Origin of the sequence: Hydrogenophaga taeniospiralis (assembly GCF_020510445.1) — a bacterium.
Classification (GTDB): Bacteria; Pseudomonadota; Gammaproteobacteria; order Burkholderiales; family Burkholderiaceae_C; genus Hydrogenophaga.
This window is the reverse complement of record NZ_JAHBAG010000001.1, coordinates 1080613-1106349: the sequence shown is the minus strand read 5'-3', so window position 1 is coordinate 1106349 and position 25737 is coordinate 1080613. Positions and strand designations below refer to the sequence as shown.

Here is a 25737-nt window from a genome sequence, read left to right as displayed (position 1 = left end):
GTGGTGCCAGATGCCTCGACCATCGGGTTCCACGGCGCTTTAACCCGTCGCGGGCCCACCCGCCGCCCCTTCGTCCTGGGCGGCCTCGTACAGCTCCAAGGGCAGGCCGTCGGGATCGCTGAAGAACACGAAGCGCCGGCCGGTGTATTCGTCCACCCGCACCGGCTCCACCGCCACGCCCATCGCTTCCAGCCCGCGCTTGCACTGCGCCACATCGTCCACCTCAAACGCCAGATGCCGCAGGCCCTGAGCCTCGGGGAAGGACGGTCTTGGCGGCGGGTTCGGGAACGAAAACAGCTCGATCTGCGAGCCGTCGGGCAAGGCCAGGTCGAGCTTCCAGCTCTGGCGCGGCTCGCGGTGGTGCTCGGCGAGCACGCGCAGACCCAGCACCTCGGTGTAGAAGCGCCGGGACCGTTCGTAGTCGGCGCAGATGATCGCCGCGTGGTGGATGCGCAGCAGCATGGTGCGGATACCTTCAGCTTCTCGGCCGCTCAGTCGGCCATCAGCGCCGCCGGGTCCTCGGCGACCAGCACGCTTTGCGCCCAGGTCTGCAGGCGCGCGGTGTCGCTGCGCAGAATCTGCTGCTTGACCGCCAGGATCTGGGACGGGTGCATGGAAAATGTGCGCAGGCCCAGCCCGAGCAGCAGGCGCGTCATGGTCACGTCGCCGGCCATCTCGCCACACACGCTCACCCCCTTGCCCTGCGCCCGACACTGCGCAATCGTGCTCGCGAGCAGTTGCAGCACGGCCGGGTGGACCGGGTCGTAGAGGTGAGCGACGGCCTCGTCGGCCCGGTCGATCGCCAGGGTGTACTGGATCAGGTCGTTGGTGCCGATCGACAGGAAGTCGAAGTGCCTCAGGAACAGCGGAATGGTCAGCGCCGCGGCGGGAATTTCGATCATCGCGCCCAGCCGCACCGGGCCGTGGACCTGGCCGCGCGTGTTGAGCTGCTCGCGCGCCCGGTCCACCAGCGCCAGGGTCTGGCGGATTTCGCTGGCGTGGGCCAGCATGGGAATGAGCAGGTTGACCGAGCCGTGCGCGGCCGCGCGCAGGATGGCGCGCAGCTGCGCGAGGAACATGGCCGGGTCGGCCAGGCTCCAGCGGATGGCGCGCAGACCCAGCGCGGGGTTGAGGTGGTCTTCGCCCCCGCGCACCGGCGTGCGGTCCAGCGGCTTGTCGGCCCCCACGTCCACCGTGCGGATGGTCACGGGCAGGCCCTGCATGCCTTCGACCGCGCGGCGGTAGGCCCGGTACTGCTCTTCCTCGTCGGGCAGTTTGCCGTTGCGGCCCATGAACAGGAATTCGGTGCGGAACAGGCCCACGCCCACGGCGCCGGCCTTGAGGGCGGCCACCGCGTCATCGGGCTGTTCGATGTTGGCCTGCAGTTCGATCCGCTGGCCGTCGAGCGTGACGGCCGGGGTGTTCTTCAGCCGCGAGAGGCGCTCACGCTCGACCTCGCCCTGGCGCTGCTTGAAACCGTACTCGGCCAGCAGAACGGGCGAAGGATCGACCAGCACCACGCCGGCGTCGCCGTCGATGATGACCCAGTCGTCCTGTTCGACCAGGTGGCTGGCCGAGCGCGCGCCGACCACCGCCGGGATGTCCATGCTGCGCGCGACGATGGCGGTGTGGCTGGTCTTGCCGCCGACGTCGGTCACGAAACCGGCGAACACACTTTGCTTGAACTGCAGCATGTCGGCGGGCGAGAGGTCGTGCGCGATCAGCACCAGCGGCGCGTCGACCAGGCTGTCGTGCGCGGCATCGCGCCGGGTCTCGGTCGGGACCGGCGCCATGATGGGCGAGGCCACGCCGCGCATGAAACGCAGCATGCGCTCGACCACCTGCTCCAGGTCGGCCTTGCGCTCCCGCAAATAGGGATCTTCCATCTCGTCGAACTGGCGCGCGATCACCTCCAGCTGGGTCGTCAGCGCCCACTCGGCGTTGTAGTGCCGGTCCACGATCCAGTGTTTGACGCCATTGATGAGCTGCTCGTCCTGCAGCAGCATCAGGTGCACGTCGAGCAAGGCACTGAGCTCGGGATGGGCGTCGTTGGAGCCAAGCTCGCCCAGGCCCTGCTGCACGCGCACGATCTCCTCCATCACCGCGTTGCGCGCATGGCGCAGCCGCTCGATCTCGGCCGTGGCCTGATCGGCCGTGACGAAGTAGTGCGCCACGTCCACGCGGCTGGAAGCGACGATGACGGCCCGCCCGATGGCAATGCCCCGGGAAACCGCCTGTCCGTGGACCGTGAAGCTCATGCGCTCACTCTCCTTCGCCGAACCTGTCGTTCACCAGCGCCACCAGCGCGTCCATCGCCACCTGCTCGTCGCTGCCGATGGTCTCGATCTCGACCGTGCTGCCCAGGCCGGCGGCCAGCATCATGACCCCCATGATGCTCTTGGCGTTGACACGGCGCTCGCCGCGCGACATCCACACCTCGCTGGCAAAGCTGGCCGCGAGTTTGGTGAGTTTGGCCGAGGCGCGTGCGTGCAGCCCGAGCTTATTGCTGATGGTCACGGTGGTCTTGATCATGGGTGGCTCTTCGGGCCTGGTTCTGGGGAGCGGTCACCGCCACTTGAATGACCCCCTGCGTGGCGCCGATCATGGCGCGCGAAACGAGCGCGTCAAGCGACTCGTGGCGGTAAGACACGGTGCGCAGCAGCATGGGCAGGTTGACGCCGGTGATGAGCTTGGAGCTCACGCCGTCGACCAGCTTCTGCGCCACGTTGCAGGGCGTCGCGCCGAACACGTCGGTCACGACCAGGGTGTTGGGCAGGCCGAGCTGGCGCATCAGCGCGCGCGACTGGGCCAACGACTCTTCGGGCGGTACATTGGGTTGGACATCCAGGGCCGACACCGCGTTTGCGCTGTCGGGAAACACGTGCAGCACGCATTGGCGCAAGGCCGAAGCCAGCGGGGCGTGTGCAATGATGAGGATGCCGTTCATAGCAGAGCAGTTTAGCGGTGTTGGGGCGGCGTGCCACGCGCCCGGGCACGAAGCTGCATGCGCAGAAAGGCCAGGTAGGCCAGCACGCAACAGCCCAGGAACGCGCCCACCGCGCCCCGGTAGCGGTCGGGTTCGCTCCAGCCGAACACGGCCAGCGCATCGATCACCAGGCCAACGCTCCATTGCACGGTGAACACCCCGGCGAAGATGACCAGGTTGTAGGCCGAGAGGGCCCGCCCGGCCGCTTCGGCCGGCAGCGCCAGCGCCACCGCCGGCTGCGACAGCGCCACGAAGGTGCTGCTGACACAAAACAGCGCCCACAGCGGCCAGCCCGCGTCGGCCCCCAGCCAGACGATGCTCAGCAACACGCACAGGCTCAGCGGCAGCCCCCAGGCGATCAACCGTTCGGCGGGCAGGCCGCGCCGCGCCAGGCCGGGGTTGATCACACCCCAGAGCCAGAACGTGCAGAGCATAGACAGGTTGATGCCAAACAGGCCGGCCGCCGACTGCTGGGGCGAATACCCCGCGACCTTCACCATCCAGGGGCCGGCCCAGAGCGTCTGCACCGCCACCATGCCGCCGTAGTTGACGAAGCCGATGGGCACCATCTGCCGGAAGTAGGGATGGCGCCAGATCAGGCCATAGCCCGCCGGCGCACCGAGCTCACTCGGCCCGGCCGAGGTCGGCGGTGCGACGGCCTTGCGCCAGGGCGGCACGGTGAACGCAATGCCGACCATGGCCAGCACGAACAGCGCCGCCAGCGCCCAGAACAGACCTCGCCAGCCAGTCAGCGGCAGCAGCCACTGCACCGGCAGCGTGGCCGCCACCATGCCCAGCGAGCCGGTCATGAGCATCCAGGAGTTGGCGCGCATCTGCGTGGCGGGCGTGAGCCAGCGGCGGTAGCCGGTGAGCGGCGCCATCAGGCAGGCGCTCACGCCCATGCCCGTGAGCACGCGCGCGGCCAGCAGGCCCGAAAAGCCGGTGGCCAGCGCGAACTCCACGCAGCCCAGCACCGCCACCCCCAGAAAGCCCAGAATCACCCGCCGCGGCCCGTGGCGGTCCAGCCAGTTGCCCAGCGGCAGCTGGGTCAGCGCGAAGCCGAAGAAGTAGCCGCCCGCCAGCAAACCCAGGTCGCTGGCCTGCAGGGCAAGCTCGACGCTCAGCGCGGGCGACAGCGTGGCCGTGACCGCACGCACCAGTGCGGACAGAAAGTAGGCCAATGCGAACGCGAGAAACACGAGCACCGCCGCCCGCGCCCCCAGCAGGTCCGGCGCGGCCAGCGGCCGTGCACCGGGCGCCGTGGGCACGTGGCGCACCGGGCCCGGCTCGCGGTGCGACGGGGTTTGGGCACCCGATTCGATGGGAGGCTTCACGGCAGGCGCAGCCCGTCGAAAAAGATGCTGACCACAGCGTCCGGCAGGGCAGGGCCGTACACCGCCGCCTGGTACACCTGCGCGCCGCGCGCGAAATACAGCGCCCTGGCCTGCACCGCCCGACCATCGTGGCCAGTGCCACCCGCCACCAGCCCCTGCGCCCGCTCGGCCCCCGGCACCGGGGCGCTCCACTGCGTCTGCGGCGCGCCCGCGAGCGCCGGGTCCACCCGCATCGAAGCCAGCGTGGCCACGCGCCACCGCGCCAGCGCTTCGGGCACCCGGGCCTGCTCCCCCACGTCGGCCCAGGCCACGGCAAAGGTCAGGCCGCCGGTGTCGCAGCTGTGCATGTGCAGCTCGGTCGGCGCGCCGCCCAGCGGCACGGGGCGCACCGCGCTTTCGGGCTTGCAGGGCATGAGGGCCAGCAAGGGCGTGCCCTCGGGGCGCAACTCGCGCCAGTTGAAGGTGGGGCTGCAGGCACACAAGGCCAGCACGGCCGGGCCGGCGACACGGGGCAGCGAACGGCACGCGCGTCGCACACCGGCCAGGACAGGGAGCAGCATGGGATTCCAGCAGAAGTCGGCCTTGCATCAGCGACAGTCGGCGCATGCCGGGTCGCGCACAATGGCGAGATGAACGCTCTGGATGGTATCCGCATACTCGATTTGTCGCGCGTGCTCGCCGGCCCCTGGTGCACCCAGACGCTGGCCGATCTGGGCGCCGACGTGGTGAAGGTGGAACGCCCGCCCGGCCCCAACCACCCCGGCGGCGACGACACGCGCGGCTGGGGTCCTCCTTTCCTCAGGGGTCGCGACGGCGCCGACACCGCCGAGGCCGCCTATTACCTCGGCGCCAACCGCAACAAGCGCTCCATCACCTGCGACATCGCCCAGCCCGAGGGCCAGGCGTTGATCCGTGAGCTCGCGGCCCAGGCCGACGTGTTCGTCGAGAACTACAAGGTTGGCGACATGGCGCGCTACGGGCTGGACTACGAACGGCTGCGGGCGATCAACCCCAGGCTGGTCTACTGCTCGATCACCGGTTTTGGCCAGACCGGGCCCTACAAGGACCGCGCCGGCTACGACTTCGCGATCCAGGCCATGGGCGGCCTGATGAGCGTGACCGGCGAGCGCGACGACCTGCCCGGCGGTGGGCCGCAAAAGGTGGGCGTGGCCGTCGCTGACCTGTTCACCGGCCTGTACGCCACCGTGGCGATCCAGGCCGCGCTGCGCCACGCCGAGCGCACCGGCGTTGGCCAGCACATCGACATGGCGCTGCTCGACACCCAGGTGGCGATGCTGGCCAACCTGGGCGCCAACTACCTGGTGCGGGGCCGCGAAGACGGCAAGGTGCCGGGGCGCGCCGGCAACGCGCACGCCAACATCGTGCCCTACCAGGTGTTCGAGGTGGCACCCGACGCGCAGGGCGTGCCACAACACATCATTCTTGCGGTGGGCAACGACGGCCAGTTCGCCAAGTTCTGCGAAGTGGCCGGCCGGCCCGAACTGGCCGTGGACGCGCGTTTCGCCCGCAACCAGGACCGCGTGCGCCACCGCGACACCCTGGTGCCCGAACTGGCGGCGCTGATGAAGACCCGCGGCAAGGCCGACTGGCTCGGCGCGCTCGAAGCGGCCAAGGTGCCTTGCGGCCCGATCAACAACCTGGCCGAGGTGTTTGCCGACGAACACGTGCGCTCGCGCGGCATGGTCCACAGCTGGACCCACCCGCTGGCCGACACGCTGGACCTGGTGGCGAGCCCGCTCAAACTCAGCGCCACCCCGGTGCGCAACGACCTGCCGCCACCGCTGCTGGGCCAGCACACGGCCGAGGTGCTGAACGACTGGCTGGGCGATTCGCCACAACGCTGGTCTGAACTTCAACGGCGGGGCGTTGTCTGAAGCGGACGCCGCGACCGCCCCACCACCTCAAGCCGCCCCGCCCATGAGCCCATCCGCCACATTCTCCAAGACGCCCACCTCCGGATCGGCGCCGCTCGTTTCGACCGCGCTGCCCAGCCCGGCGTCCCTGCGCGCGGCCGGCCAGGCCGCCGCCGCACGCGGCGAACCGCTGGTGGTCATGACCACGCTGTCGGGCTGCCCATACTGCGACCTGGTGCGCAATCACCACCTGCTGCCCCTGCGGCGCGAGGGCCTGGTGCACGCGGTGCAGATCGACATCCGGGACCGCACCAGCAACCTGCAGGGCTTCGACGGCGAAAACACCACCCCGGCTGAGCAGGCACGGCGGTGGAAGGCGCGTTTTGCACCCACGGTCTTGTTCCTGGGGCTGGACGGGCGCGAACTGGCCGAACGGCTGGTCGGCGTGGCCGTGCCCGACTTCTACGGCGAGTACCTGGACGCGCGCCTGGCCACGGCCCGCAAAGCGTTGAAGTGAGCATACACTGCGATGATCCATCGATTGGCACCGGACACACACCCCGTTTCCGGCGCCACTCCCGTGCCGGGTGCTTGACCTGACGCAGACACGGGCGATGCCCGATTCGTTAAACTGCCAACCCAGGCGTGGATGGGGATTGAACTCCCTGCGAGCAAGACGATCTCAAAGCGATACGTTTCGCGCCCCCGATCGATCTGCCGGGCATCGCCAAACACCGTCCTTCCCGCCGAACCCCGACCATGACCCACGCATTCCGCCCCCAGGCTTCACGGCGCCCGTTTTTGTCCATGCTGCTGGCGCTGAGCGCCTCCGTGGTGCTGGTCCTGACCGGTTGCGCGGCGCGGGAAGAGGCTCCGGCATCCACCTTCGTGCTGCTCGATGGCGCGACCGTCACCACCGCCGACCTCAAGGGCAAGGTGACCCTGGTGAACTTCTGGGCCACCACCTGCGTGACCTGTGTGAAGGAAATGCCCTCGCTGGTCAACACCCACAACAAGTACAAAAACCAGGGTTTCGAAACCGTCGCGGTGGCCATGAGCTACGACCCGCCGGCCTGGGTGCTCAATTTCGCCCAGACCCGGCAGTTGCCTTTCAAGGTGGCGTTTGACAACACGGGTGAGCTGGCCAAGAGCTGGGGCGACGTCCGGCTCACGCCCACCACCTACCTGGTGGACAAACAGGGCCGCATCGTGAAGCGCTTCGTGGGCGAACCCGATTTCACCGCCCTGCACAGCCTGATCGAAGAACTGCTGGCCCAGAGCTGACTCCAAGGACATACCACCCAAAAAAGAGGGGCTGACGTTGCACGACGTCAGCCCCTCTTTGATTTTCCGGCATCCATCGGGCTCGGCGCCCGGTCTCTCACTCCTTGCGGAACGCGTCGTGGCAAGCCTTGCAGCTTTCTCCCGCGGCACCAAAGGCCGCTTTCACGCTGTCCAGGCTGCCGGTCTTCGCCGCGGCCGACAGTCTGGCCACCTCGGTCTGCATCTTCTCGGCCGCCTGTTTGAACTTGGTCTGGTCGGTCCAGATCTCGGGTTTGGCCCGGGTTTCACCCTTGTCGGTGCCTTCAGCGAAGGCCACGAATGGCAACTTGCTCAGCGTCTCCACGAGTGCGGCGTTGTCGGCCGCCACCTTGGCATCGAACGGCACCCGTCCGTTGGCCATGGCGCCGATTCGACCAAAGTGATGGCCCAAGACCGTCATGACCGATTTCCGGTATTTGACGGCGTCCTCGGCTTTCTGGAACTGCGCCATGGCGGGCGCAGACAGTCCGACCAGGGGAATGACCAATGCAAGCGATGCGAGAGCCTTCATGTGAACTCCTTTGCGGCAGATGTGACCAGGATGGGGGCGTGGGGCGCCACAACGCCCTGAGTGCAAGTCAGGCGCTTTGGTTCCGAGCGGGCCCGGTTCGCCCGAACTTCTCCATAATCGGTGTCCGCCGATTTCCGGGAGCGTTGCCATGCACACCGTTCGCGTCTGGGACCTGCCCACCCGCCTGTTTCATTGGGTGCTGGCGGTCTGTGTCGTCGCTCAACTCATCACCGCCAATGTCGGCGGCAACTGGATGAACTGGCATCTGCGCGTGGGCTATGCCGTCCTGACCCTGCTGCTGTTTCGCCTGGTGTGGGGGTTTGTGGGCGGACACTGGTCGCGTTTTTCCAGTTTTGCCTATGCGCCGCGCGTGGTGTGGTCGTATCTCCGGGGTCGGTCCCGCAGCCCCGAGCACCGGGTCGGCCACAACCCGCTGGGCGCCCTGTCGGTGTTCGCCTTGCTGGCCATCCTGCTGGCCCAGGTCGGTACCGGCCTGTTCAGCGACGACGAGATCGCCTTCACAGGCCCGCTGGTGGCCTGGGTCTCGGGCGACACCGTGAGCCTGGCCACCAGTTACCACAAGAGCGTCGGCAAGCTGTTTGTGTTGGTGCTCGTTGCCTTGCATCTGCTGGCCATCGGCTACTACAAGCTGGTCAAGAAGGAGCGGCTGGTCCGGCCCATGATCGACGGCGACAAGCAGGTGCGGACTCCCGTGCCCAGCGCGCGGGACACGACGCGCACCCGCCTGCTCGCGTTGGCCGTGTTGACGCTGTGTGCGGTGGCGGTGAACAGGCTGGTCGGGCTTGGGGTGGCCACGGCCTTTTGACCTGCGCCGGCCCCGCACGCCTTGTCGTATAGTCTCAGGCCGACTGACTTCCACCGATGCCCCGTCGCATCCTGTCGTGTCCATGACCGAGCCCGCTTCCGCCGAGATCACCCTGCACCTGGCCCAAACCCCGGAAGATATCGAAGCCGCGCGAGCGCTTTTCCTCGACTACCAGGCCGATTTGGGCATTGATCTGTGTTTCCAGGGTTTCGCGACCGAACTCGACCATTTGCCCGGCGAATACGCTGAACCGGCGGGTGGCTTGATGCTGGCACGGGTGGACGGCGCGCCCGCGGGTTGCTGCGCGTTTCGCCCGCTGGCCAACAGCGACCACCTCAACGCCTGTGAAATGAAACGCCTGTTCGTGCGTCGCGCGTTTCGCGGTTTCGGACTGGGCCGGCAACTGGTCGAGCAGATCATGTCGCGCGCGCAGTTGGCCGGCTACACCACCATGCTGCTCGACACCCTGAGCGACATGGAAGCCGCACGCGCGCTTTACCAGGAAGCCGGCTTCATCGAGGTTCCGCCCTACTACCACAACCCCTTGCCCGGTGCGCACTACCTCAAAGTCGCTTTGTGACCCACGGGCACGATCATGAAAAAGAGGGGGCAGACCGCCGATGGCGATCTGCCCCCTCTTTCGGGTTCTTCAGAAAACTCAGCCGGCCGCGCGTGCCTGTGCCAGCAAGGTAGCTGCGTCGCTCACTTCGAACTTGCCAGGCCCCTCGATGTTCAGCGTCTGCACCACGCCATCCTTGACCAGCATGGAATAGCGGTTGCTGCGCAGACCCAGGCCTTTGCCCGTCAGGTCCAGCGTCAGGCCGGTGGCCTTGGCGAAAGCGGCATCGCCGTCACCGAGCATGCGAACCTTGTCGCCGGTCTTCTGGTCGCGGGCCCAGGCCCCCATGACGAACGCATCGTTCACGCTCAGGCACCAGATTTCGTCCACGCCCGCCGCTTTGAACGCGTCGAACTGCTCCACATAACCGGGCACATGCTTGGCCGAGCAGGTGGGCGTGAACGCACCGGGCAAACCAAACACGGCGATGGTCTTGCCCGCACTGGCCTTCTGCGTATCGACCGGATTCGGACCGATGCTGCAGCCATTGCCTTCCACCTCGACGTACTCCATCAGCGTGGCCGCCGGAATCTTGTCTCCCACCTGGATCATGTGTCGCTCCTCGTACAGATAAGGCCCTCAGGCCAGTGGTGGCCCCGCAAAACTGGGGGGCCGGAAAAAGAAAAAGCGACCGGATTGTCGGTCGCTTTTCAGATCCGTGCTGCACGCAGCACAAAGAGGCTTACACCAGTGCGGCTTTCTGCACCAGACGCGTGGCCACCCAGTTCTTCGTCTTGGACAGCGGACGGCTTTCGGTGATCTCGATCACGTCGCCCGTCTTGTATTCGCCGTTTTCGTCGTGTGCGTGGTACTTGCTCGACTTGGCAACGATCTTGTCGTAGAGCTCGTGCTTCACACGGCGCTCGACCAGAACCGTCACGGTCTTGGCACGCTTGTCGCTGACCACCTTGCCAACCAAGGTGCGCTTGAGGGATGTTTTAGCTTCCGTCATGGTCACTCCTTATTTGGCCGTGGCCGCAGCACGCTGCTTCTCGGCCAGGATGGTCTTGGCTCGGGCAATCGCGCGACGGGTGTCGCCCAGCGTGGCGTTGTTGTTGAGTTGTTGCGTGGCTTTTTGCATGCGCAGACCGAAGTGGGCCTTTTGCAGCGATTTCACTTCGGCTTCGAGGCCGGCCACATCCTTTTGGCGCAGTTCAGCAGTTTTCATCTTGTGTTCTCCTGAATCACTGACCCAACAGGCGCGTCACGAACGTGGTGCGCAGTGGAAGCTTGGCGGCGGCCAGCGTGAACGCTTCGCGCGCCAGCTGCTCGGGCACACCCACGATCTCGTAGAGCACCTTGCCGGGCTGGATCTCAGCCACGTAGTACTCCACCGAACCCTTGCCGTTGCCCATACGGACCTCGGCGGGCTTCTGGGAGATCGGCTTGTCCGGGAACACGCGGATCCAGATGCGGCCGCCACGCTTGACGTGACGGGAAATGGCACGGCGTGCGGCTTCGATCTGGCGGGCCGTCAGACGGCCGCGGTCGGTGGACTTCAGACCGAAGTCGCCGAACGCCACGGTGGCGCCACTGGTGGCGACGCCCGTGTTGCGTCCTTTTTGCTCTTTACGGTACTTGCGACGAGCGGGTTGCAACATGTTTATTCTCCTTTGCCGTCCGCAGCTGCAGATGCGGGTGCGTCTTTACGAACGCGCTTAACGGCGGGTTTGGTGTCACCACCCGTGGCTTCGGCAGGCTTGTCGCTGCCATCGGCCGGGGCGGCATTGGCGCCAGGGCGGCGAACCGCTGCGCGGGCAGGAGGACCTGCCGGACGCTCGCGGCGCGGACCGCGCGGACGGCGCTCTTCTTCGGAACGCGGCGCTTCCGCGACCACGGGCGCATCGTTGCGACCCAGGGTGTCGCCCTTGTAGACCCAGACCTTGACGCCGATGACGCCATAGGTGGTCTTGGCTTCGGACGTGCCGTAGTCGATGTCGGCGCGCAGGGTGTGAAGCGGCACGCGGCCTTCGCGGTACCACTCGCAGCGAGCGATTTCGATACCGTTGAGACGACCGGACGACATGATCTTGATGCCCAGGGCACCCAGACGCATGGCGTTCTGCATCGCGCGCTTCATGGCGCGGCGGAACATGATGCGCTTTTCGAGCTGCTGCGTGATGCTGTCGGCGATCAGCTTGGCATCGATTTCGGGCTTGCGCACTTCCTCGATGTTGACCGCGACCGGCACGCCCAGCTTGGCGGCCAGTTCTTTCTTCAGCTTCTCGATGTCTTCGCCCTTCTTGCCGATCACCACACCCGGACGTGCCGAGTAGATGGTGATGCGTGCGTTCTTGGCAGGACGCTCGATCACGACGCGCGAGACGGCGGCATTCTTCAGCTTGGCCTTGAGGTACTCACGCACCTTGATGTCTTCGGCCAGCATGCCCGCGAAATCGCGGTTGCTGGCGTACCAACGGCTGGCCCAGTTGCGGGAAACTGCGAGGCGGAACCCGGTCGGGTTGATTTTCTGTCCCATATTCCTGTGACCTCTTCAGTTGCCAACCGTCACGTAGATGTGACACGTGGGTTTGCTGATGCGGTTGCCGCGGCCTTTGGCGCGGGCCGAGAAGCGCTTGAGCGTTGCACCTTGTTCGACGTAGATCGTGGTGACCTTCAGTTCGTCGATGTCGGCGCCGTCGTTGTGTTCAGCGTTGGCGATGGCGGACTCCAGGGCCTTCTTGACGATGCCAGCGGCCTTCTTCTGCGTGAACGCCAGGATGTTCAGGGCCTGGTCGACCTTTTTGCCGCGAATCAGGTCGGCAACCAGTCGGCCTTTGTCCACCGACAGGCGCACGCCGCGAACGACAGAGCGGGTTTCTGTACTCATGGTTGGTCCTTACTTCTTCGCTTTTTTATCGGCCGGATGGCCTTTGAACGTGCGCGTCAGCGAGAACTCGCCGAGCTTGTGTCCAACCATCTGATCGGTGATGTACACGGGCACGTGCTGCTTGCCGTTGTGAACGGCGATGGTCAACCCGATGAAATCGGGCAGGATCATGGAGCGACGCGACCAGGTCTTGACGGGTTTTTTGTCCTTGGTGGACACGGCCTTTTCCACTTTGGCCATCAGGTGATGGTCAACGAAGGGGCCTTTTTTGAGTGAGCGTGTCATGTTGTCAACCCTTTACTTCTTGCGACGCGACACGATCATCGACTGCGTGCGGCGGTTGTTGCGGGTGCGATAGCCCTTGGTCAGGTTGCCCCACGGATCCACCGGAGCGCGGCCTTCGCCGGTCTTGCCTTCACCACCACCGTGCGGGTGGTCGATCGGGTTCATCGCAGTACCGCGAACGGTCGGGCGAATGCCCATGTGACGCTTCACACCGGCCTTGCCCAGCTGACGCAGGCTGTGTTCCTGGTTGGACACTTCACCGATGGTGGCGCGGCAGTCCACGTGGACCTTGCGCACTTCACCCGAGCGCATGCGCACCTGGGCGTAGATGCCTTCGCGTGCCAGCAGCACGGCCGAGGCGCCGGCGGAACGGGCGATTTGCGCGCCCTTGCCAACCTGCAGCTCGATGCAGTGGATGGTCGAACCGACCGGGATGTTGCGGATCGGCAGGGTGTTGCCGACACGAATCGGCGACTCCGAACCCGACAACAGCGTGGCACCGACTTCAACACCGCGCGGGGCGATGATGTAGCGGCGCTCGCCGTCGGCGTAGCACAGCAGCGCGATGTGGGCGGTGCGGTTCGGGTCGTATTCGATGCGTTCGACCTTGGCCGGAATACCGTCCTTGTTGCGACGGAAATCCACCACACGGTAGTGGTGCTTGTGACCACCGCCTTTGTGGCGGGTGGTGATGTGACCGTTGTTGTTGCGGCCGGCCTTCTGGAACTGAGGCTCCAGCAGCGGCGCAAAACCTTCACCCTTGTGGAGGTGGTCACGCGTGACCTTCACCATGCCGCGACGGCCTGGTGAAGTCGGTTTCATCTTGATAACTGCCATGATTAAACAGCCTCCCCGCCAAAGTTGAGCTCTTGGCCCGGCATCAAGGTCACATAGGCCTTGCGCACGTGGTCGCGGCGACCGATGGTCTTGCCGAAACGCTTGGACTTGCCCTTCTGGTTGAGCACGGAAACACCCTTGACCTGCACCTTGAACATCAGTTCAACAGCGGCCTTGATCTCGGGCTTGGAAGCATCGCGCAACACCTTGAACATCACGGCGTTGGTCTGCTCGGCGACTTGCGTGGCTTTCTCGGACACGATGGGTGCCACGAGGACCTGCATCAGACGGCCTTCGTCGTATTTCGTGACGCTCATGCGAACATCTCCTTGAGCTGGTCGATGGCACCCTTGGTGACGATCACCTTCTTGTAGTGCACCAGCGACACCGGATCGGCGTAACGCGGCTCAACGACGAGCACGTTGGGCAGGTTGCGCGAAGCCAGGTACAGGTTTTCGTCGATCTCTTCGGCGATCACCAGCACGTGGTTCAGGTTCATGGCCTTGAACTTGTCGGCGAGCTGCTTGGTCTTGGGCGAGTCGACCTTGATGGAATCGACCACGGCCAGACGGCCTTCACGCACCAGTTGCGAGAAGATGGACGCCATACCGGCGCGGTACATCTTCTTGTTGAGCTTCTGGGTGAAGTTTTCGTCGGGGCTGTTCGGGAAAATGCGACCGCCTCCGCGCCACAGCGGGGAAGACGTCATACCGGCGCGGGCGCGGCCCGTGCCTTTTTGCTTGAACGGCTTCTTCGTCGAGTGCTTGACCATTTCACGGTCTTTTTGAGCACGCGTACCCTGGCGGGCATTGGCCTGATAAGCCACCACCAACTGGTGAATCAGCGCTTCGTTGTAGTCGCGACCAAACACGGTTTCAGGCACGTCCACGTTGGTGGAGGCTTGACCCTGGTCATTCAGGAGTTCAACTTGCATCAGTTAGCTCCCTTGTTGACTTTGGCTTTGACAGCGGGGCGAACGGTCAGGAAACCGCCGTTGGAGCCCGGCACAGCGCCACGGATCATCAGCAGTTGACGGGCTTCGTCAACACGGAAGATGTCCAGGTTCTGGATGGTTTTGGTCTGATCGCCCATGTGGCCGGTCATTTTCTTGCCCGGAAACACACGGCCCGGATCCTGGGCCATGGAGATCGAACCCGGCACGTTGTGCGAACGGCTGTTGCCGTGCGAAGCGCGCTGGGATTTGAAGTTGTGGCGCTTGATGGTGCCGGCAAAGCCTTTACCGATCGAAGTGCCTTGCACGTCCACCTTCTGGCCCGCTGCGAAGATCGCATTGGCGGCCACCACGGCACCGGGCTGGTACTGGGCAGCGACGTCGGAGGCGACGCGGAATTCCTGGATGATCTCACCCGCCTCAACACCGGCTTTCGCCAGGTGGCCCGCTTCGGGCTTGGTGACGCGGGAAGCACGGCGAACACCAAAGGTGACCTGCAGTGCATCGTAGCCATCGTTGGCTTGAGTTTTGACTTGTGTCACACGGTTGTTGGACACATCGACCACCGTGACAGGAACTGCATCCCCGTCATCGGTGAACAGACGCATCATGCCCACCTTGCGACCCAACAACCCGAGGGAGTTGCTAAGACTCATTGTTTTCTCCGTTCCCGACTTCAATTGGCCGGGGCTGATGGTGCATCGGCACACCCAGAGGGCACCGACACGTTTTAGGAATACGGCAGCTGCAAAATTGACAGGCCGCATCGGCGCAAAGCCGAACCTCTCAAGCCAAAGCTTGAAAAGCCTGCCAGTATAACCAGCAGGCTTTTTTTTTGCAAGTCCACCGGCAACATCTGCCGGCAGAACTGCACAGCGTGCTTATTGCAGCTTGATTTCGACGTCCACGCCGGCCGGCAGGTCGAGCTTCATCAGGGCATCAACCGTCTTGTCGGTCGGGTCCACGATGTCCATCAGACGCTGGTGGGTGCGGATTTCGAGCTGGTCGCGGCTGGTCTTGTTGACGTGCGGCGAACGCAGGATGTCGAAACGCTTCATGCGCGTCGGCAGGGGCACGGGACCCTTGACGATGGCGCCGGTGCGCTTGGCGGTGTCAACGATCTCGGCGGCCGACGTGTCGATCAGCTTGTAATCGAAGGCCTTGAGGCGGATGCGGATTTTTTGCTTGGAAGACATGGTAATTCCTTTGTTTGGTCAATCGCTTGTGGACCAGGCCCTGGGCCCGGTCCCGCAAACAAATCGGATTACTCGATGATCTTGGCGACGACGCCGGCGCCGACGGTGCGACCGCCTTCACGGATGGCGAAGCGCAGACCTTCTTCCATGGCGATCGGGGCAATCAGCTTGACCGTGATCGACACGTTGTCACCCGGCATGACCATTTCCTTGCCTTCGGGCAGCTCGATGGAGCCGGTCACGTCGGTGGTGCGGAAATAGAACTGCGGGCGGTAGTTGTTGAAGAACGGGGTGTGACGGCCGCCTTCGTCCTTGGACAGCACGTAGACCTCACCGGTGAAGTGGGTGTGCGGCTTGATGGAGCCGGGCTTGCACAGCACTTGGCCGCGCTGCACATCTTCGCGCTTGGTGCCGCGCAGCAGGATACCGACGTTGTCGCCGGCCTGACCCTGGTCGAGCAGCTTGCGGAACATTTCCACGCCGGTGCAGGTGGTCTTCTGGGTGGTGGAGATGCCGACGATTTCGATTTCTTCACCGACCTTGATGATGCCGCGCTCGATACGACCGGTCACGACGGTGCCGCGGCCGGAGATGGAGAACACGTCTTCCACGGGCATCAGGAAGGCACCGTCCACCGCGCGCTCGGGCGTGGGGATGTAGGTGTCCAGGGCGTCGGCCAGCTTCATGATGGCTTCTTCACCCAGAGGACCCTTGTCGCCTTCGAGGGCGAGCTTGGCCGAACCATGGATGATGGGGGTGGCGTCGCCGGGGAAGTCGTACTTGTCCAGGAGTTCGCGCACTTCCATTTCAACGAGTTCGAGCAGCTCGGCGTCGTCGACCATGTCGCACTTGTTCAGGAACACGATGATGTAAGGCACGCCGACCTGGCGGGCCAGCAGGATGTGTTCGCGGGTCTGGGGCATGGGGCCGTCGGCGGCGGAGCACACCAGCACGGCGCCGTCCATCTGGGCGGCACCGGTGATCATGTTCTTGACGTAGTCGGCGTGGCCGGGGCAGTCGACGTGGGCGTAGTGGCGGTTGGCCGTTTCGTATTCCACGTGGGCGGTGTTGATGGTGATGCCGCGCGCTTTTTCCTCGGGCGCCGCGTCGATCTGGTCGTAGGCCTTGGCCGAACCGCCGAACTTGGCCGCCAGCACGGTGGTGATGGCCGCCGTCAGCGTGGTCTTGCCGTGGTCAACGTGACCAATGGTGCCCACGTTCACGTGCGGCTTGGTCCGCTCAAATTTCTCTTTTGCCATTTTTCAATTCCTAGAAAGAACAAACCCGTGTCACGGTTTTAGGTCTGCATCCCACTGCTGATTCGCCCCGCACGGGGACAGGGCGGCGTGAGATCGCAGACCGGCTGAAATTACTTGGAACGCGCTGCGACGATGGCCTCGGCAACGTTGCGCGGCGCCTCGGAGTAGTGCTTGAATTCCATCGTGTAGGTGGCACGGCCCTGGGTGGCGGAGCGCAGCGAGGTCGAATAGCCGAACATTTCAGACAGCGGCACTTCGGCCTTGATGGCCTTGCCGCCACCCACCATGTCTTCCATGCCCTGCACCATGCCACGGCGGCTGGAAAGGTCGCCCATCACGGTACCGGCGTAGTCCTCCGGCGTTTCCACTTCCACGGCCATCATGGGTTCCAGAATGACCGGCTGGGCCTTGCGGCAGCCTTCCTTGAAGCCAAAGATCGCGGCCATCTTGAACGCCAGTTCGTTCGAGTCCACGTCGTGGTACGAACCGAAGTGCAGCGTGACCTTGACGTCCACCACCGGGTAACCGGCCAGCACACCCTGACCCAGGGCTTCGATCACACCCTTTTCGACCGCGGGAATGTACTCGCGCGGCACCACGCCGCCCTTGATGGCGTCGACAAACTCAAAGCCCTTGCCGGCTTCCTGCGGCTCGATCTTGAGCACGACGTGGCCGTACTGGCCCTTACCACCCGACTGGCGAACGAACTTGCCTTCGGCTTCTTCGACGGTGCCGCGAATGGTTTCGCGGTAGGCCACCTGCGGCTTGCCGACGTTGGCTTCCACGCCAAACTCGCGCTTCATGCGATCGACAATGATTTCCAGGTGCAGCTCGCCCATGCCGGCGATGATGGTCTGACCGGATTCTTCGTCGGTGCGCACGCGGAACGACGGATCTTCGGCGGCCAGGCGGCTGAGGGCGATGCCCATCTTTTCCTGGTCGGTCTTGGTCTTGGGCTCGACGGCCTGGGCAATCACCGGCTCCGGGAACACCATGCGTTCCAGCGTGATGATGGCGGACGGGTCGCACAGGGTTTCACCCGTGGTCACGTCCTTCAGGCCCACGCAGGCAGCGATGTCGCCAGCGCGGATCTCTTCCACTTCCTGGCGGTTGTTGGCGTGCATCTGCACGATACGGCCGATGCGCTCTTTCTTGCCCTTGACCGCGTTGTACACGGTGTCGCCCTTCTTGAGCACGCCGGAGTACACACGCACGAAGGTCAGCTGACCCACGAACGGGTCGGTCATCAGCTTGAACGCCAGCGCAGACAGCTTTTCTTCGTCGTCCGCCTTGCGGGACGTCGGCGCTTCGTCTTCGTCGGTACCGGTCACGGGAGGAATGTCCACCGGCGAGGGCAGCAGCTCGACCACGGCGTCGAGCATGCGCTGCACACCCTTGTTCTTGAAGGCGGTGCCGCACAGCATGGGCTGGATTTCACAAGCCAGGGTACGCGCACGCAGACCGGCGGTGATTTCCGCCTCGCTGAGATCCCCTTCTTCGAGGTACTTGTTCATCAGCTCTTCGGTGGCTTCAGCAGCGGCTTCCACCATCTTTTCGCGCCACTCCTTGGCCTGCTCCAGCAGGCTGGCCGGAATTTCCTCGAAGGTGAACTTCATGCCCTGGGAGGCCTCGTCCCAGATGATGGCTTTCATCTTGCGCAGGTCGACCACGCCGGTGAATTTCTCCTCGGCGCCGATCGGGATCACGATGGGCACCGGGTTTGCCTTGAGGCGCAGCTTCATCTGGTCAACGACCTTGAAGAAGTTGGCACCGGTGCGGTCCATCTTGTTCACGAAGGCCAGACGCGGCACCTTGTACTTGTTGGCCTGGCGCCAGACGGTTTCCGACTGGGGCTGCACGCCACCCACGGCGCAGTACACCATGCAGGCGCCGTCGAGCACGCGCATGGAACGCTCCACCTCGATGGTGAAGTCCACGTGGCCGGGGGTGTCGATGATGTTGAAACGGTGCTCCGGGAAGGAGTTGTCCATGCCTTTCCAGAAGCAGGTGGTGGCAGCGGACGTGATCGTGATGCCACGCTCCTGCTCCTGCTCCATCCAGTCCATGGTGGCGGCACCGTCGTGCACTTCACCGATTTTGTGGTTCACACCCGTGTAGAACAGGATGCGCTCGGTGGTGGTGGTCTTGCCAGCGTCGATGTGCGCCGAGATACCGATGTTGCGGTAACGCTCAAGGGGCGTATTGCGTGCCATGAAAATTCTCCAAAATTAAGTACCAGAGCCCGCTGCCCTCATGAGGCCAGCGGGCTCGCTTCTGACAAGGATGGCGGGCTCGAATGGAACCCGCGAGCTTCAGAAGCGGAAGTGGCTGAAAGCCTTGTTGGCTTCGGCCATGCGGTGCACTTCGTCACGCTTTTTCATGGCGCCTCCGCGACCTTCGGTGGCCTCGATCAGCTCGTTCGCCAGGCGCATGGCCATGGACTTCTCACTGCGCTTGCGCGCAGCTTCCTTGATCCAGCGCATCGACAGCGCCAGACGACGCACCGGGCGCACTTCAACGGGCACCTGGTAGTTCGCACCGCCGACACGGCGGGACTTGACCTCCACCATGGGCTTGACGTTGTTGATGGCGATGGAGAAAGCTTCGACCGGGTCTTTGCCCGTCTTTTTCTCGATCTGCTCCAGAGCACCGTAGATGATGCGCTCGGCGACAGCTTTCTTGCCGCCTTCCATGATCACGTTCATGAACTTGGAGAGCTCGACGTTGCCGAACTTGGGATCCGGCAGGATTTCACGTTTAGGGACTTCGCGACGACGTGGCATTTTTTCACCTCATATTTGTTCAGTTGGCACCTTTTCAGGCACCGCGAGAGCCATCCTGAACTCTCACTTACTCGACCCGCACGGACGATTCCGTGTTGTGGGCCTTGGCGCTCGATCCACCAGCCAGGCGGAAGCGGCACCGCAATTTCCAAAGAATCAGGCCTTCTTGGGGCGCTTGGCGCCGTACTTGGAGCGCGACTGCTTGCGGTCTTTCACGCCTTGCAAATCGAGCGAACCGCGCACGATGTGGTAACGCACACCGGGCAAGTCCTTGACACGACCGCCGCGAACCAGCACGACGCTGTGTTCCTGCAGGTTGTGGCCTTCGCCGCCGATGTAGGAGATGACCTCAAAGCCGTTGGTCAGGCGCACTTTGGCAACCTTGCGCAGAGCGGAGTTGGGCTTCTTGGGGGTCGTGGTGTACACACGGGTGCACACACCGCGACGCTGCGGAGAGTTTTCCATGGCCGGGCTCTTGGATTTGGTCTTTTCGACCTCCCGGCCGTGGCGCACGAGTTGATTGATGGTTGGCATGAAACGTCCCTAAACGTTTAAAGAAAAGCGAAAACGAAAACCTCTCGGAAAATTCCGAAAAGCCCTCTACTGTAGCATGGGCCTGGTTTTCCGCCAAACCGTTGGAGGCAATTCCTCCGTTCGCACCGGGCAGGAGCGCCGCACGCAACTCCTGTGCGCGGGCCGAATCACTGAATCCAAAGACGCAGGGCATCCCAAGCGCGGCCAAAAATACCGCTTTCATCCACCGTTTCGAGCACCGTCAGTGGCACTTCGGCCACGGGTACACCGCTGGCCAGGGTCACGCGCAGCGTGCCGACGGGTTGTCCACGCCTCAGGGGAGCCACCAATGGTTCGGGTCGCACGATATCGGTCTTCAGGCGCGCCCCTTCGCCGGTCGGCACGGAAACCACCACGCCCTCGGGCCGCCCCAGTTTCACCTGGGAGGCCGTGCCTTTCCAGACGCGCGGCGTGGCCAGCGGCGCTCCCGCCTGGGACAGCCGCACGGCCTCGTAGGCCGTGTACCCCCAGTTGAGCAGTTTCTGGCTCTCCGCGGCCCGCGCGTTTTCACTGGCGGCGCCCAGCACCACACTGAGGAGGCGGCGCTGACCCTGAGCGCCCTCACCGAGGCCTGGCACTTGGCGCCGCGCCGTGGCCACCAGGCAATAGCCCGCCGTATTGGTGTGCCCCGTTTTCAGGCCATCGACGCTGGGATCGCGAAACAGCAACAGGTTGCGATTGGTGTCGTTGGAGGCGGGCGTGCCCGGGTAGCGGTAGCGCTGGATCGCGTAATAAGGCACGTACTCCGGGAAATCCCGCATGAGACGGGTGGCCAGGGTGGCCAGATCCCGGGCGGTGGTGGTGTGGCCCGCCACCGTCAGGCCCTCTGGGTTCTTGAAGCTGCTGGCCTTCATGCCCAGCGCCCTGGCCTGATCGTTCATCATCTGGACGAAACGCTCTTCGGTCCCCCCAACGCCCTCGGCCAACGCCATGGTCGCATCGTTGCCCGATTGCACGATCATGCCCTTGATCAGGTCTTCAACCGGCACCTGCATCTTGGGATCGATGAACATGCGCGATCCCGGCATCTTCCAGGCCCGCTCGCTCACCGAAAGGGTTTGCGTCAGGCTGAGCTTGCCCGACTTGAGGGCATCAAACACCAGGTAGGCCGTCATCAGCTTGGTCAGCGAAGCGGGTTCCACCGGCTGGTCGGCCTCCCGGGCCGCCAACACCTGCCCTGAGGTCACATCCAGCAACAGGTAGGCCTTCGCCGCGACCTCGGGTGGCTGGGGCGACTGGGCCGCCGCCGAAAGGGCCACCGTGGCGGCCAACACAGATACAACACGGGCAAACAATCGACGCAACAAATCCGGTCCTTGAGAAATAGAAAAGAAAGAGAGAAAAACCAGCCCGCCGCCAGCTCAGGCGCGCAGGTGGCGCAAAACCAGCTCCCGGAGCAACGGCAGCTGGCCATGAAAGAAATGCCCGCCACCGGGAACCACCAGCACCGGCAGGGACTGGGGCCGCGCCCAATCCATCGCGGCCGAAAGTGGCACGGTGTCGTCGCGCTCGCCATGGATGACCAAGGTGCGCAGATGGAGTTCCGCAGGAACGCTCGCGACCTCAAATCGGCTGGCGGCGGTACCCACCAGAACCACCCGATGCATCTCACGCCGGGGGTGCAAGGCTGCCACCGCATGGCTGGTGACAAAGGCGCCGAACGAGAATCCGGCCAGACACAGCGCGCCCTGCGGCGCCTGGGCATCCACAACCGACAGCAGATCGGCCAGTTCGCCCCGGCCTTCGTCGTAGGCGCCCTCGCTGCGCCCCACACCCCGGAAGTTGAAACGCACAGCGGTCCAGCCCGCCAGCACACAAGCACGCGCCAGGGTCTGCACCACCTTGTTGGTCAGCGTCCCGCCGTGCAGCGGGTGGGGGTGCGCCAGCACAGCCGCGCCCAAAGACACCCCCTCGGGCCGGTCGATCGCCACCTCCAGCAGACCGGCCGGGCCCGTCTGCAGCAGGTATTCGGTCTGCGCATTCATAGGCAGACTCCCCGGACCGGGCGCGCGCCCGGCCCCAGCGCAGGACACACCGGTGCGACGACCATGGCTCAGCGCCCCACGTCGGGGGGCGTCAGGAGGCGCTGCACCACCACGCCATCGCGCAGGTGAGACTGCACGATCTCATCGATGTCGCTCTCGTCGACATAGCTGTACCAGACCGCTTCCGGGTATACGACCGCAATCGGCCCCCCTGCACAACGGTCCAGGCAACCCGCCTTGTTCACCCGGACTTTGCCCGCACCCAGCAGGCCGAGACTTTTCGCCTGGGACTTGCAGCGGTCAAACGCGGCCTGGGCTTTGTGCTGGGCACAGCAGGCCTCCCCGCCTTCGCGTTGGTTGAGGCAGAAGAAGATGTGCCGCTCGTAATAAGACTTGTTTTCAGGCATTGTGGGATTTTAGTGGGGACGGGGTGGTGCTGCCGGCCGGGCCACGGCCATCACCCCATGGATCAGCGCGGCGAACGGCCAGAGCCAGCCCAACCACTGGGACAGGCCATGAAACCGAATGAACCGGCCCTGCTCCCAGACTTCGAGCGACTGGGCAAAGTATGGGCTGGCCGGCGCGCGGTTCAACAGGCTCAACGACACCGCCAGGCTCAGCAACATGCCCACGTTGCAGAGCCGTCGGGGCAGGGTCAACAACGCCAACCCTGCCAGCAACGCCAGCCCCATGCCCAGAATTGCCTGAGGACTGATCCAGGACCAGACATGCTCCGGGCCGTAAGTGAGTGCTGACGATATGCTCGCCGACGCCGTGGCGCACAGCAGCAGCATCACCATGAACCCTGCCCGACGGGGAATGGAACGCATGTCGGCGTACCCCATCAGCAGAGGCGCCAACAGGCCCAGGACCACACACAGCACCTCGGCCAGCGGCCCCAGAGGAACCGACGCCGCTCCCCACAGGGGCAGCCAGTCCAGAAACGGGGTGTCTTCCAGCAGGGTGGTCAACCCCGTCTCCAGCCGATCCCACACTTGCCCAAGACCAAAAGGCACGGACACCGGATAGAGCAGCGCCATTGGCCACAGGGCCAGCAGCACCAGCCCGCCACGGGCGCTGGGTTCAAACCAGTCGGCACGAAACTGGGTCCAGCGCCTCAATCCCCCCAGCCGCTCGAGCACCCAGGCAGTGCTCGCCCCCAGCGCGGCACCGGCCGTGTTCAGCGCGAGATCCACATTGGACGGAACCCGCATGGGCAGGTAGTTCTGCAGCGTTTCCACCGCCAATGACAGGAGGACAGGCAGACCGACCGCCATCGGCCAGGACCAGTGACCCCAACCCGAACGCAGCATGGCCAGCGCCAGCAGAAAACCCAGGGGCGCATAACCGAGCAGGTTGGCGATCACGTCGAAACCGGTCCAGTACTGCGGCAAGGGCGCCTGGAGGAACGCCATGGGCAGGACGCCCTGCACCCGCCAGCCCGAAAAGGGATAGAGACTGGCGTAGACCACCAGCGCGCCAAACAGCAACGCCAGCGGCCAGGCGGAAGAGTACGGTTTCAAAGCGGATTCAAGTCCGCGGAACGGACGTCAAAAGGGTTTGACCACCACCAGCAGGACCACGATCACCAGCATGACGACGGGCGCCTCGTTGAACCAGCGGAACCAGCGATGATCGCGCCGATTGGTTCCCCGCAGGAACTGGCGCAGCATGACGCCACAGGCATGGTGATAGCCCAGGATCAGCAACACCACCGCCAGCTTGGCGTGCAGCCACCCGTTGCCCTCACCCCGCCCAATGCCGTAGCCCAACCAGAGCCACAGCCCCAGACCCAAGGCGGGAACCGCCAGCATGGTGGTGAAACGCATCAGTTTGCGAGCCATGAGCAGCAGGCGCTCGCGCTCCGCCACGCTCTCGGGCGGCACCATGGCAAGGTTCACGAAGATGCGGGGAAGGTAGAACAGGCCGGCAAACCAGCTGGTCACAAAAACGATGTGAAAGGATTTGACCCAAAGCATGGGGTCAGTGTAGCCCTCGGGCCGAAGCCTCGAAAAAGGAGCGGGCAAAAAAGAACCCGGCCGTGGGCCGGGTTGGGAAGCCTTTTTGCTGTCACACACTAAGGCACCCGCTCAGGGAGGAAAAGCGGGAGGCTCACCTTTCGGCTCGCCCGGCTCTATGCTACACCAAAAAAACATTTCCTCCAAAAAACACCCTGTCAATTTTGACAATTCCATGGCCTTCACACGCCACAAAGTGTGACATTTACATCATTTTTGCAAGTTCGAACATCACGGCGGTGCCCAGGGCCTCGCGGATATTGCCGCGCCCGACCTTGGCCATGGAAAACTCGCCGAACCCGGACATGTCAAACGAACTGTCGTCGGGCGAAATTTCGACGAACGGGAACTCGAACACCTCCCGCAGCAGGTCGCGGCGGAAACTCTCGAACGCGTCGTTCTTGATCTCCGAGTCGACCACGATCAGGTTGGGCATGCGCGCCTTGACGGCATCACGGGCCTGATTGAAGTCCACCACGCTGTCGGAGATGATGCCGATTTCCCGCAAAGCGTCGCGCACGTCGGCGCGGATCTGCAGACTGGGAGAAATGGTCAGCACATAGGTGCCCGAGAGCGACTTGAACATGGAGGAGTGCTCATCGGACAGGTCGACTGCGGAAATGCCATCGATCGCCTGCACGGTGCGGTTGAACAGCGCCGTGAAGTTCACGCCTTCGTCGGTCACCCCCCGCGAAATCTCGATCCCGCCCGCGCCCAACGCGATCTGCCGGATCAACATCCAGCTCAGGTTGTCGGACGAAGTGACGCTGGAGGGCGGCACCCCATCGTTGGACACCCGCATCTGCAACCGGGCGTGCTGGGGCCAGGCGTTGAGGTCCATGCGCACGTCCACCCGGTTGCCAAACGGCATCCCCCAGTCGAGCACGGCGTTCACGAAGGTGTGCGCCACCGTGGGGTCGATCAAGACCTCGACCGGCTTGAGCTTGCGCCGCAATGCAATCCCCAGGATGGCCAGTTCCTTCTTGCGCTCCTGCAGCACGCCCTCGACCAGCACCGACATGTCCACTTTTTCATGCGATTGGCGGATGCGCCCGCCGTAGAACCGGTGGATCTGCTGGGCACTCACACCGGCGAGCTTGATCCGCTCGGCCGGAATGCTCAGCGCGCGGTGCTCCAGCTTGTTGATCCGGCCGTGGGCCAGCAGGTTGTCAAGGTGCTGCTGCAGCGCGCTCACGCCTTCGGTGATCTGGTCGGCCAGGCCGGTGACCAGTTCGGGCCAGTGCTCCTCCAGCGACCAGGCGTCGGCATCGGCGCCTGCCTTGCCGGCGGTCGTTGGGTTGGAATGGCTTTTCTTGGTTTGCAACATGGTGAGGACTCGTGAAGTAAGTGCGGGATCCCCCACCTGAGCACACCAGCACCACACACGCCGGTCCACCACATGATCGAACGGCCCAGCAAGCCATTCGAGGGTAGGGGTTGACATGAAAGTACCACCGCCTCCCCGAACACGGTACGGATGCGACTGCAGTATTTTCTTCTTACTGTGGAGTTCAACACAAACCCCCAGGTTTTTCAATCCTCTTGC

The 25737-nt window shown here is 64.3% G+C and carries 34 protein-coding genes; 5 read left to right on the top strand and 29 right to left on the bottom strand.

The window, feature by feature from the left end:
- Window positions 1-39: 39 nt before the first annotated feature.
- The 6 genes from KIH07_RS05495 to KIH07_RS05470 form a co-directional block, all read right to left on the bottom strand.
- Window positions 40-462, bottom strand: a complete 423-nt coding sequence (locus KIH07_RS05495) for a VOC family protein (protein ID WP_226491006.1) — start codon at window positions 460-462, stop codon at window positions 40-42.
- A 29-nt stretch (window positions 463-491) separates the two neighbouring features.
- On the bottom strand, window positions 492-2258 hold the full coding sequence (gene ptsP, locus KIH07_RS05490; protein ID WP_226491005.1) for a phosphoenolpyruvate--protein phosphotransferase: 1767 nt from the start codon (window positions 2256-2258) through the stop codon (window positions 492-494).
- Between the two features lie 4 nt (window positions 2259-2262).
- On the bottom strand, window positions 2263-2532 hold the full coding sequence (locus KIH07_RS05485) for an HPr family phosphocarrier protein (RefSeq protein WP_068174652.1): 270 nt from the start codon (window positions 2530-2532) through the stop codon (window positions 2263-2265).
- Window positions 2501-2947: a PTS sugar transporter subunit IIA gene (locus tag KIH07_RS05480; RefSeq protein WP_226491004.1), complete on the bottom strand. Its 447-nt coding sequence runs from the start codon at window positions 2945-2947 to the stop codon at window positions 2501-2503. The genes KIH07_RS05485 and KIH07_RS05480 overlap by 32 nt, the downstream gene beginning before the upstream one ends.
- Before the next feature lie 11 nt (window positions 2948-2958).
- On the bottom strand, window positions 2959-4227 hold the full coding sequence (locus KIH07_RS05475; RefSeq protein ID WP_226494624.1) for an MFS transporter: 1269 nt from the start codon (window positions 4225-4227) through the stop codon (window positions 2959-2961).
- A gap of 89 nt (window positions 4228-4316) precedes the next feature.
- A complete protein-coding gene (locus KIH07_RS05470) occupies window positions 4317-4880 on the bottom strand; it encodes a hypothetical protein (protein ID WP_226491003.1) in 564 nt (187 codons plus the stop codon).
- A 69-nt stretch (window positions 4881-4949) separates the two neighbouring features.
- Between KIH07_RS05470 and KIH07_RS05465 the strand changes: the two genes are divergently transcribed.
- The 3 genes from KIH07_RS05465 to KIH07_RS05455 all read left to right on the top strand — a co-directional run bounded on the left by KIH07_RS05465 (window position 4950) and on the right by KIH07_RS05455 (window position 7478).
- A complete protein-coding gene (locus KIH07_RS05465; RefSeq protein ID WP_226491002.1) occupies window positions 4950-6215 on the top strand; it encodes a CaiB/BaiF CoA transferase family protein in 1266 nt (421 codons plus the stop codon).
- 43 nt (window positions 6216-6258) lie between these two features.
- On the top strand, window positions 6259-6711 hold the full coding sequence (locus KIH07_RS05460) for a thioredoxin fold domain-containing protein (protein ID WP_226491001.1): 453 nt from the start codon (window positions 6259-6261) through the stop codon (window positions 6709-6711).
- Window positions 6712-6953: 242 nt separating this feature from the next.
- The gene (locus KIH07_RS05455) at window positions 6954-7478 is read left to right on the top strand and encodes a TlpA family protein disulfide reductase (RefSeq protein WP_413465702.1); all 525 of its coding nucleotides are present in this window, start codon (window positions 6954-6956) and stop codon (window positions 7476-7478) included.
- Between the two features lie 97 nt (window positions 7479-7575).
- Here the strand turns inward: KIH07_RS05455 and KIH07_RS05450 are convergent, their stop codons facing one another.
- Complete coding sequence (locus KIH07_RS05450; RefSeq protein WP_226491000.1) at window positions 7576-8028, bottom strand: c-type cytochrome; 453 nt, start codon at window positions 8026-8028, stop codon at window positions 7576-7578.
- A gap of 148 nt (window positions 8029-8176) precedes the next feature.
- Here KIH07_RS05450 and KIH07_RS05445 point away from each other — a divergent pair, with 148 nt between their 5' ends.
- Window positions 8177-8854, top strand: a complete 678-nt coding sequence (locus KIH07_RS05445) for a cytochrome b/b6 domain-containing protein (protein WP_226490999.1) — start codon at window positions 8177-8179, stop codon at window positions 8852-8854.
- Window positions 8855-8936: 82 nt separating this feature from the next.
- Window positions 8937-9434 carry a GNAT family N-acetyltransferase gene (locus tag KIH07_RS05440; protein ID WP_226490998.1) on the top strand — a complete coding sequence of 166 codons (498 nt, stop codon included), beginning with the start codon at window positions 8937-8939 and terminating at the stop codon, window positions 9432-9434.
- A 78-nt stretch (window positions 9435-9512) separates the two neighbouring features.
- Here the strand turns inward: KIH07_RS05440 and KIH07_RS05435 are convergent, their stop codons facing one another.
- From KIH07_RS05435 to KIH07_RS05330, 22 genes are all read right to left on the bottom strand, one after another.
- Complete coding sequence (locus KIH07_RS05435; protein ID WP_226490997.1) at window positions 9513-10025, bottom strand: peroxiredoxin; 513 nt, start codon at window positions 10023-10025, stop codon at window positions 9513-9515.
- Window positions 10026-10155: 130 nt separating this feature from the next.
- The gene (gene rpsQ, locus KIH07_RS05430; protein WP_068174632.1) at window positions 10156-10425 is read right to left on the bottom strand and encodes a 30S ribosomal protein S17; all 270 of its coding nucleotides are present in this window, start codon (window positions 10423-10425) and stop codon (window positions 10156-10158) included.
- 9 nt (window positions 10426-10434) lie between these two features.
- Window positions 10435-10641: a 50S ribosomal protein L29 gene (rpmC, locus tag KIH07_RS05425; protein ID WP_226490996.1), complete on the bottom strand. Its 207-nt coding sequence runs from the start codon at window positions 10639-10641 to the stop codon at window positions 10435-10437.
- 16 nt (window positions 10642-10657) lie between these two features.
- The gene (gene rplP / locus KIH07_RS05420; RefSeq protein ID WP_068174628.1) at window positions 10658-11074 is read right to left on the bottom strand and encodes a 50S ribosomal protein L16; all 417 of its coding nucleotides are present in this window, start codon (window positions 11072-11074) and stop codon (window positions 10658-10660) included.
- A 2-nt stretch (window positions 11075-11076) separates the two neighbouring features.
- Window positions 11077-11952 carry a 30S ribosomal protein S3 gene (gene rpsC, locus KIH07_RS05415; RefSeq protein ID WP_226490995.1) on the bottom strand — a complete coding sequence of 292 codons (876 nt, stop codon included), beginning with the start codon at window positions 11950-11952 and terminating at the stop codon, window positions 11077-11079.
- A gap of 15 nt (window positions 11953-11967) precedes the next feature.
- Entirely contained in the window at window positions 11968-12303 is a 336-nt protein-coding gene (rplV, locus tag KIH07_RS05410) for a 50S ribosomal protein L22 (protein WP_068174624.1), read from the bottom strand.
- Between the two features lie 9 nt (window positions 12304-12312).
- Window positions 12313-12588 carry a 30S ribosomal protein S19 gene (rpsS, locus tag KIH07_RS05405; RefSeq protein WP_056266785.1) on the bottom strand — a complete coding sequence of 92 codons (276 nt, stop codon included), beginning with the start codon at window positions 12586-12588 and terminating at the stop codon, window positions 12313-12315.
- A 12-nt stretch (window positions 12589-12600) separates the two neighbouring features.
- The gene (gene rplB / locus KIH07_RS05400; protein WP_066272349.1) at window positions 12601-13425 is read right to left on the bottom strand and encodes a 50S ribosomal protein L2; all 825 of its coding nucleotides are present in this window, start codon (window positions 13423-13425) and stop codon (window positions 12601-12603) included.
- A gap of 2 nt (window positions 13426-13427) precedes the next feature.
- Window positions 13428-13742: a 50S ribosomal protein L23 gene (gene rplW, locus KIH07_RS05395; protein WP_226490994.1), complete on the bottom strand. Its 315-nt coding sequence runs from the start codon at window positions 13740-13742 to the stop codon at window positions 13428-13430.
- Window positions 13739-14359, bottom strand: a complete 621-nt coding sequence (gene rplD, locus KIH07_RS05390; RefSeq protein WP_226490993.1) for a 50S ribosomal protein L4 — start codon at window positions 14357-14359, stop codon at window positions 13739-13741. Before rplD ends, rplW begins: the two co-directional genes overlap by 4 nt.
- Entirely contained in the window at window positions 14359-15033 is a 675-nt protein-coding gene (gene rplC / locus KIH07_RS05385; protein WP_068174615.1) for a 50S ribosomal protein L3, read from the bottom strand. The genes rplD and rplC overlap by 1 nt, the downstream gene beginning before the upstream one ends.
- A gap of 225 nt (window positions 15034-15258) precedes the next feature.
- Entirely contained in the window at window positions 15259-15573 is a 315-nt protein-coding gene (gene rpsJ / locus KIH07_RS05380) for a 30S ribosomal protein S10 (protein ID WP_068174613.1), read from the bottom strand.
- A 68-nt stretch (window positions 15574-15641) separates the two neighbouring features.
- Window positions 15642-16832 (bottom strand): elongation factor Tu, encoded by a 1191-nt coding sequence (gene tuf / locus KIH07_RS05375; RefSeq protein ID WP_068176647.1) that lies wholly within the window; start codon window positions 16830-16832, stop codon window positions 15642-15644.
- 110 nt (window positions 16833-16942) lie between these two features.
- Window positions 16943-19045 carry an elongation factor G gene (fusA, locus tag KIH07_RS05370; protein ID WP_226490992.1) on the bottom strand — a complete coding sequence of 701 codons (2103 nt, stop codon included), beginning with the start codon at window positions 19043-19045 and terminating at the stop codon, window positions 16943-16945.
- Between the two features lie 99 nt (window positions 19046-19144).
- On the bottom strand, window positions 19145-19615 hold the full coding sequence (gene rpsG, locus KIH07_RS05365; protein WP_068169697.1) for a 30S ribosomal protein S7: 471 nt from the start codon (window positions 19613-19615) through the stop codon (window positions 19145-19147).
- Window positions 19616-19771: 156 nt separating this feature from the next.
- The gene (rpsL, locus tag KIH07_RS05360) at window positions 19772-20149 is read right to left on the bottom strand and encodes a 30S ribosomal protein S12 (protein ID WP_068169701.1); all 378 of its coding nucleotides are present in this window, start codon (window positions 20147-20149) and stop codon (window positions 19772-19774) included.
- A gap of 167 nt (window positions 20150-20316) precedes the next feature.
- On the bottom strand, window positions 20317-21492 hold the full coding sequence (locus KIH07_RS05355) for a D-alanyl-D-alanine carboxypeptidase family protein (RefSeq protein ID WP_413465701.1): 1176 nt from the start codon (window positions 21490-21492) through the stop codon (window positions 20317-20319).
- Window positions 21493-21549: 57 nt separating this feature from the next.
- Window positions 21550-22173, bottom strand: a complete 624-nt coding sequence (locus KIH07_RS05350) for an alpha/beta hydrolase (protein ID WP_226490991.1) — start codon at window positions 22171-22173, stop codon at window positions 21550-21552.
- 68 nt (window positions 22174-22241) lie between these two features.
- The gene (locus KIH07_RS05345; RefSeq protein ID WP_226490990.1) at window positions 22242-22580 is read right to left on the bottom strand and encodes a (2Fe-2S) ferredoxin domain-containing protein; all 339 of its coding nucleotides are present in this window, start codon (window positions 22578-22580) and stop codon (window positions 22242-22244) included.
- A 9-nt stretch (window positions 22581-22589) separates the two neighbouring features.
- Window positions 22590-23696, bottom strand: a complete 1107-nt coding sequence (locus KIH07_RS05340) for a VanZ family protein (RefSeq protein WP_226490989.1) — start codon at window positions 23694-23696, stop codon at window positions 22590-22592.
- A gap of 27 nt (window positions 23697-23723) precedes the next feature.
- Entirely contained in the window at window positions 23724-24152 is a 429-nt protein-coding gene (locus KIH07_RS05335; RefSeq protein ID WP_226490988.1) for a CopD family protein, read from the bottom strand.
- Between the two features lie 244 nt (window positions 24153-24396).
- A complete protein-coding gene (locus tag KIH07_RS05330) occupies window positions 24397-25518 on the bottom strand; it encodes a hypothetical protein (protein ID WP_226490987.1) in 1122 nt (373 codons plus the stop codon).
- Between the last annotated feature and the right edge of the window lie 219 nt (window positions 25519-25737).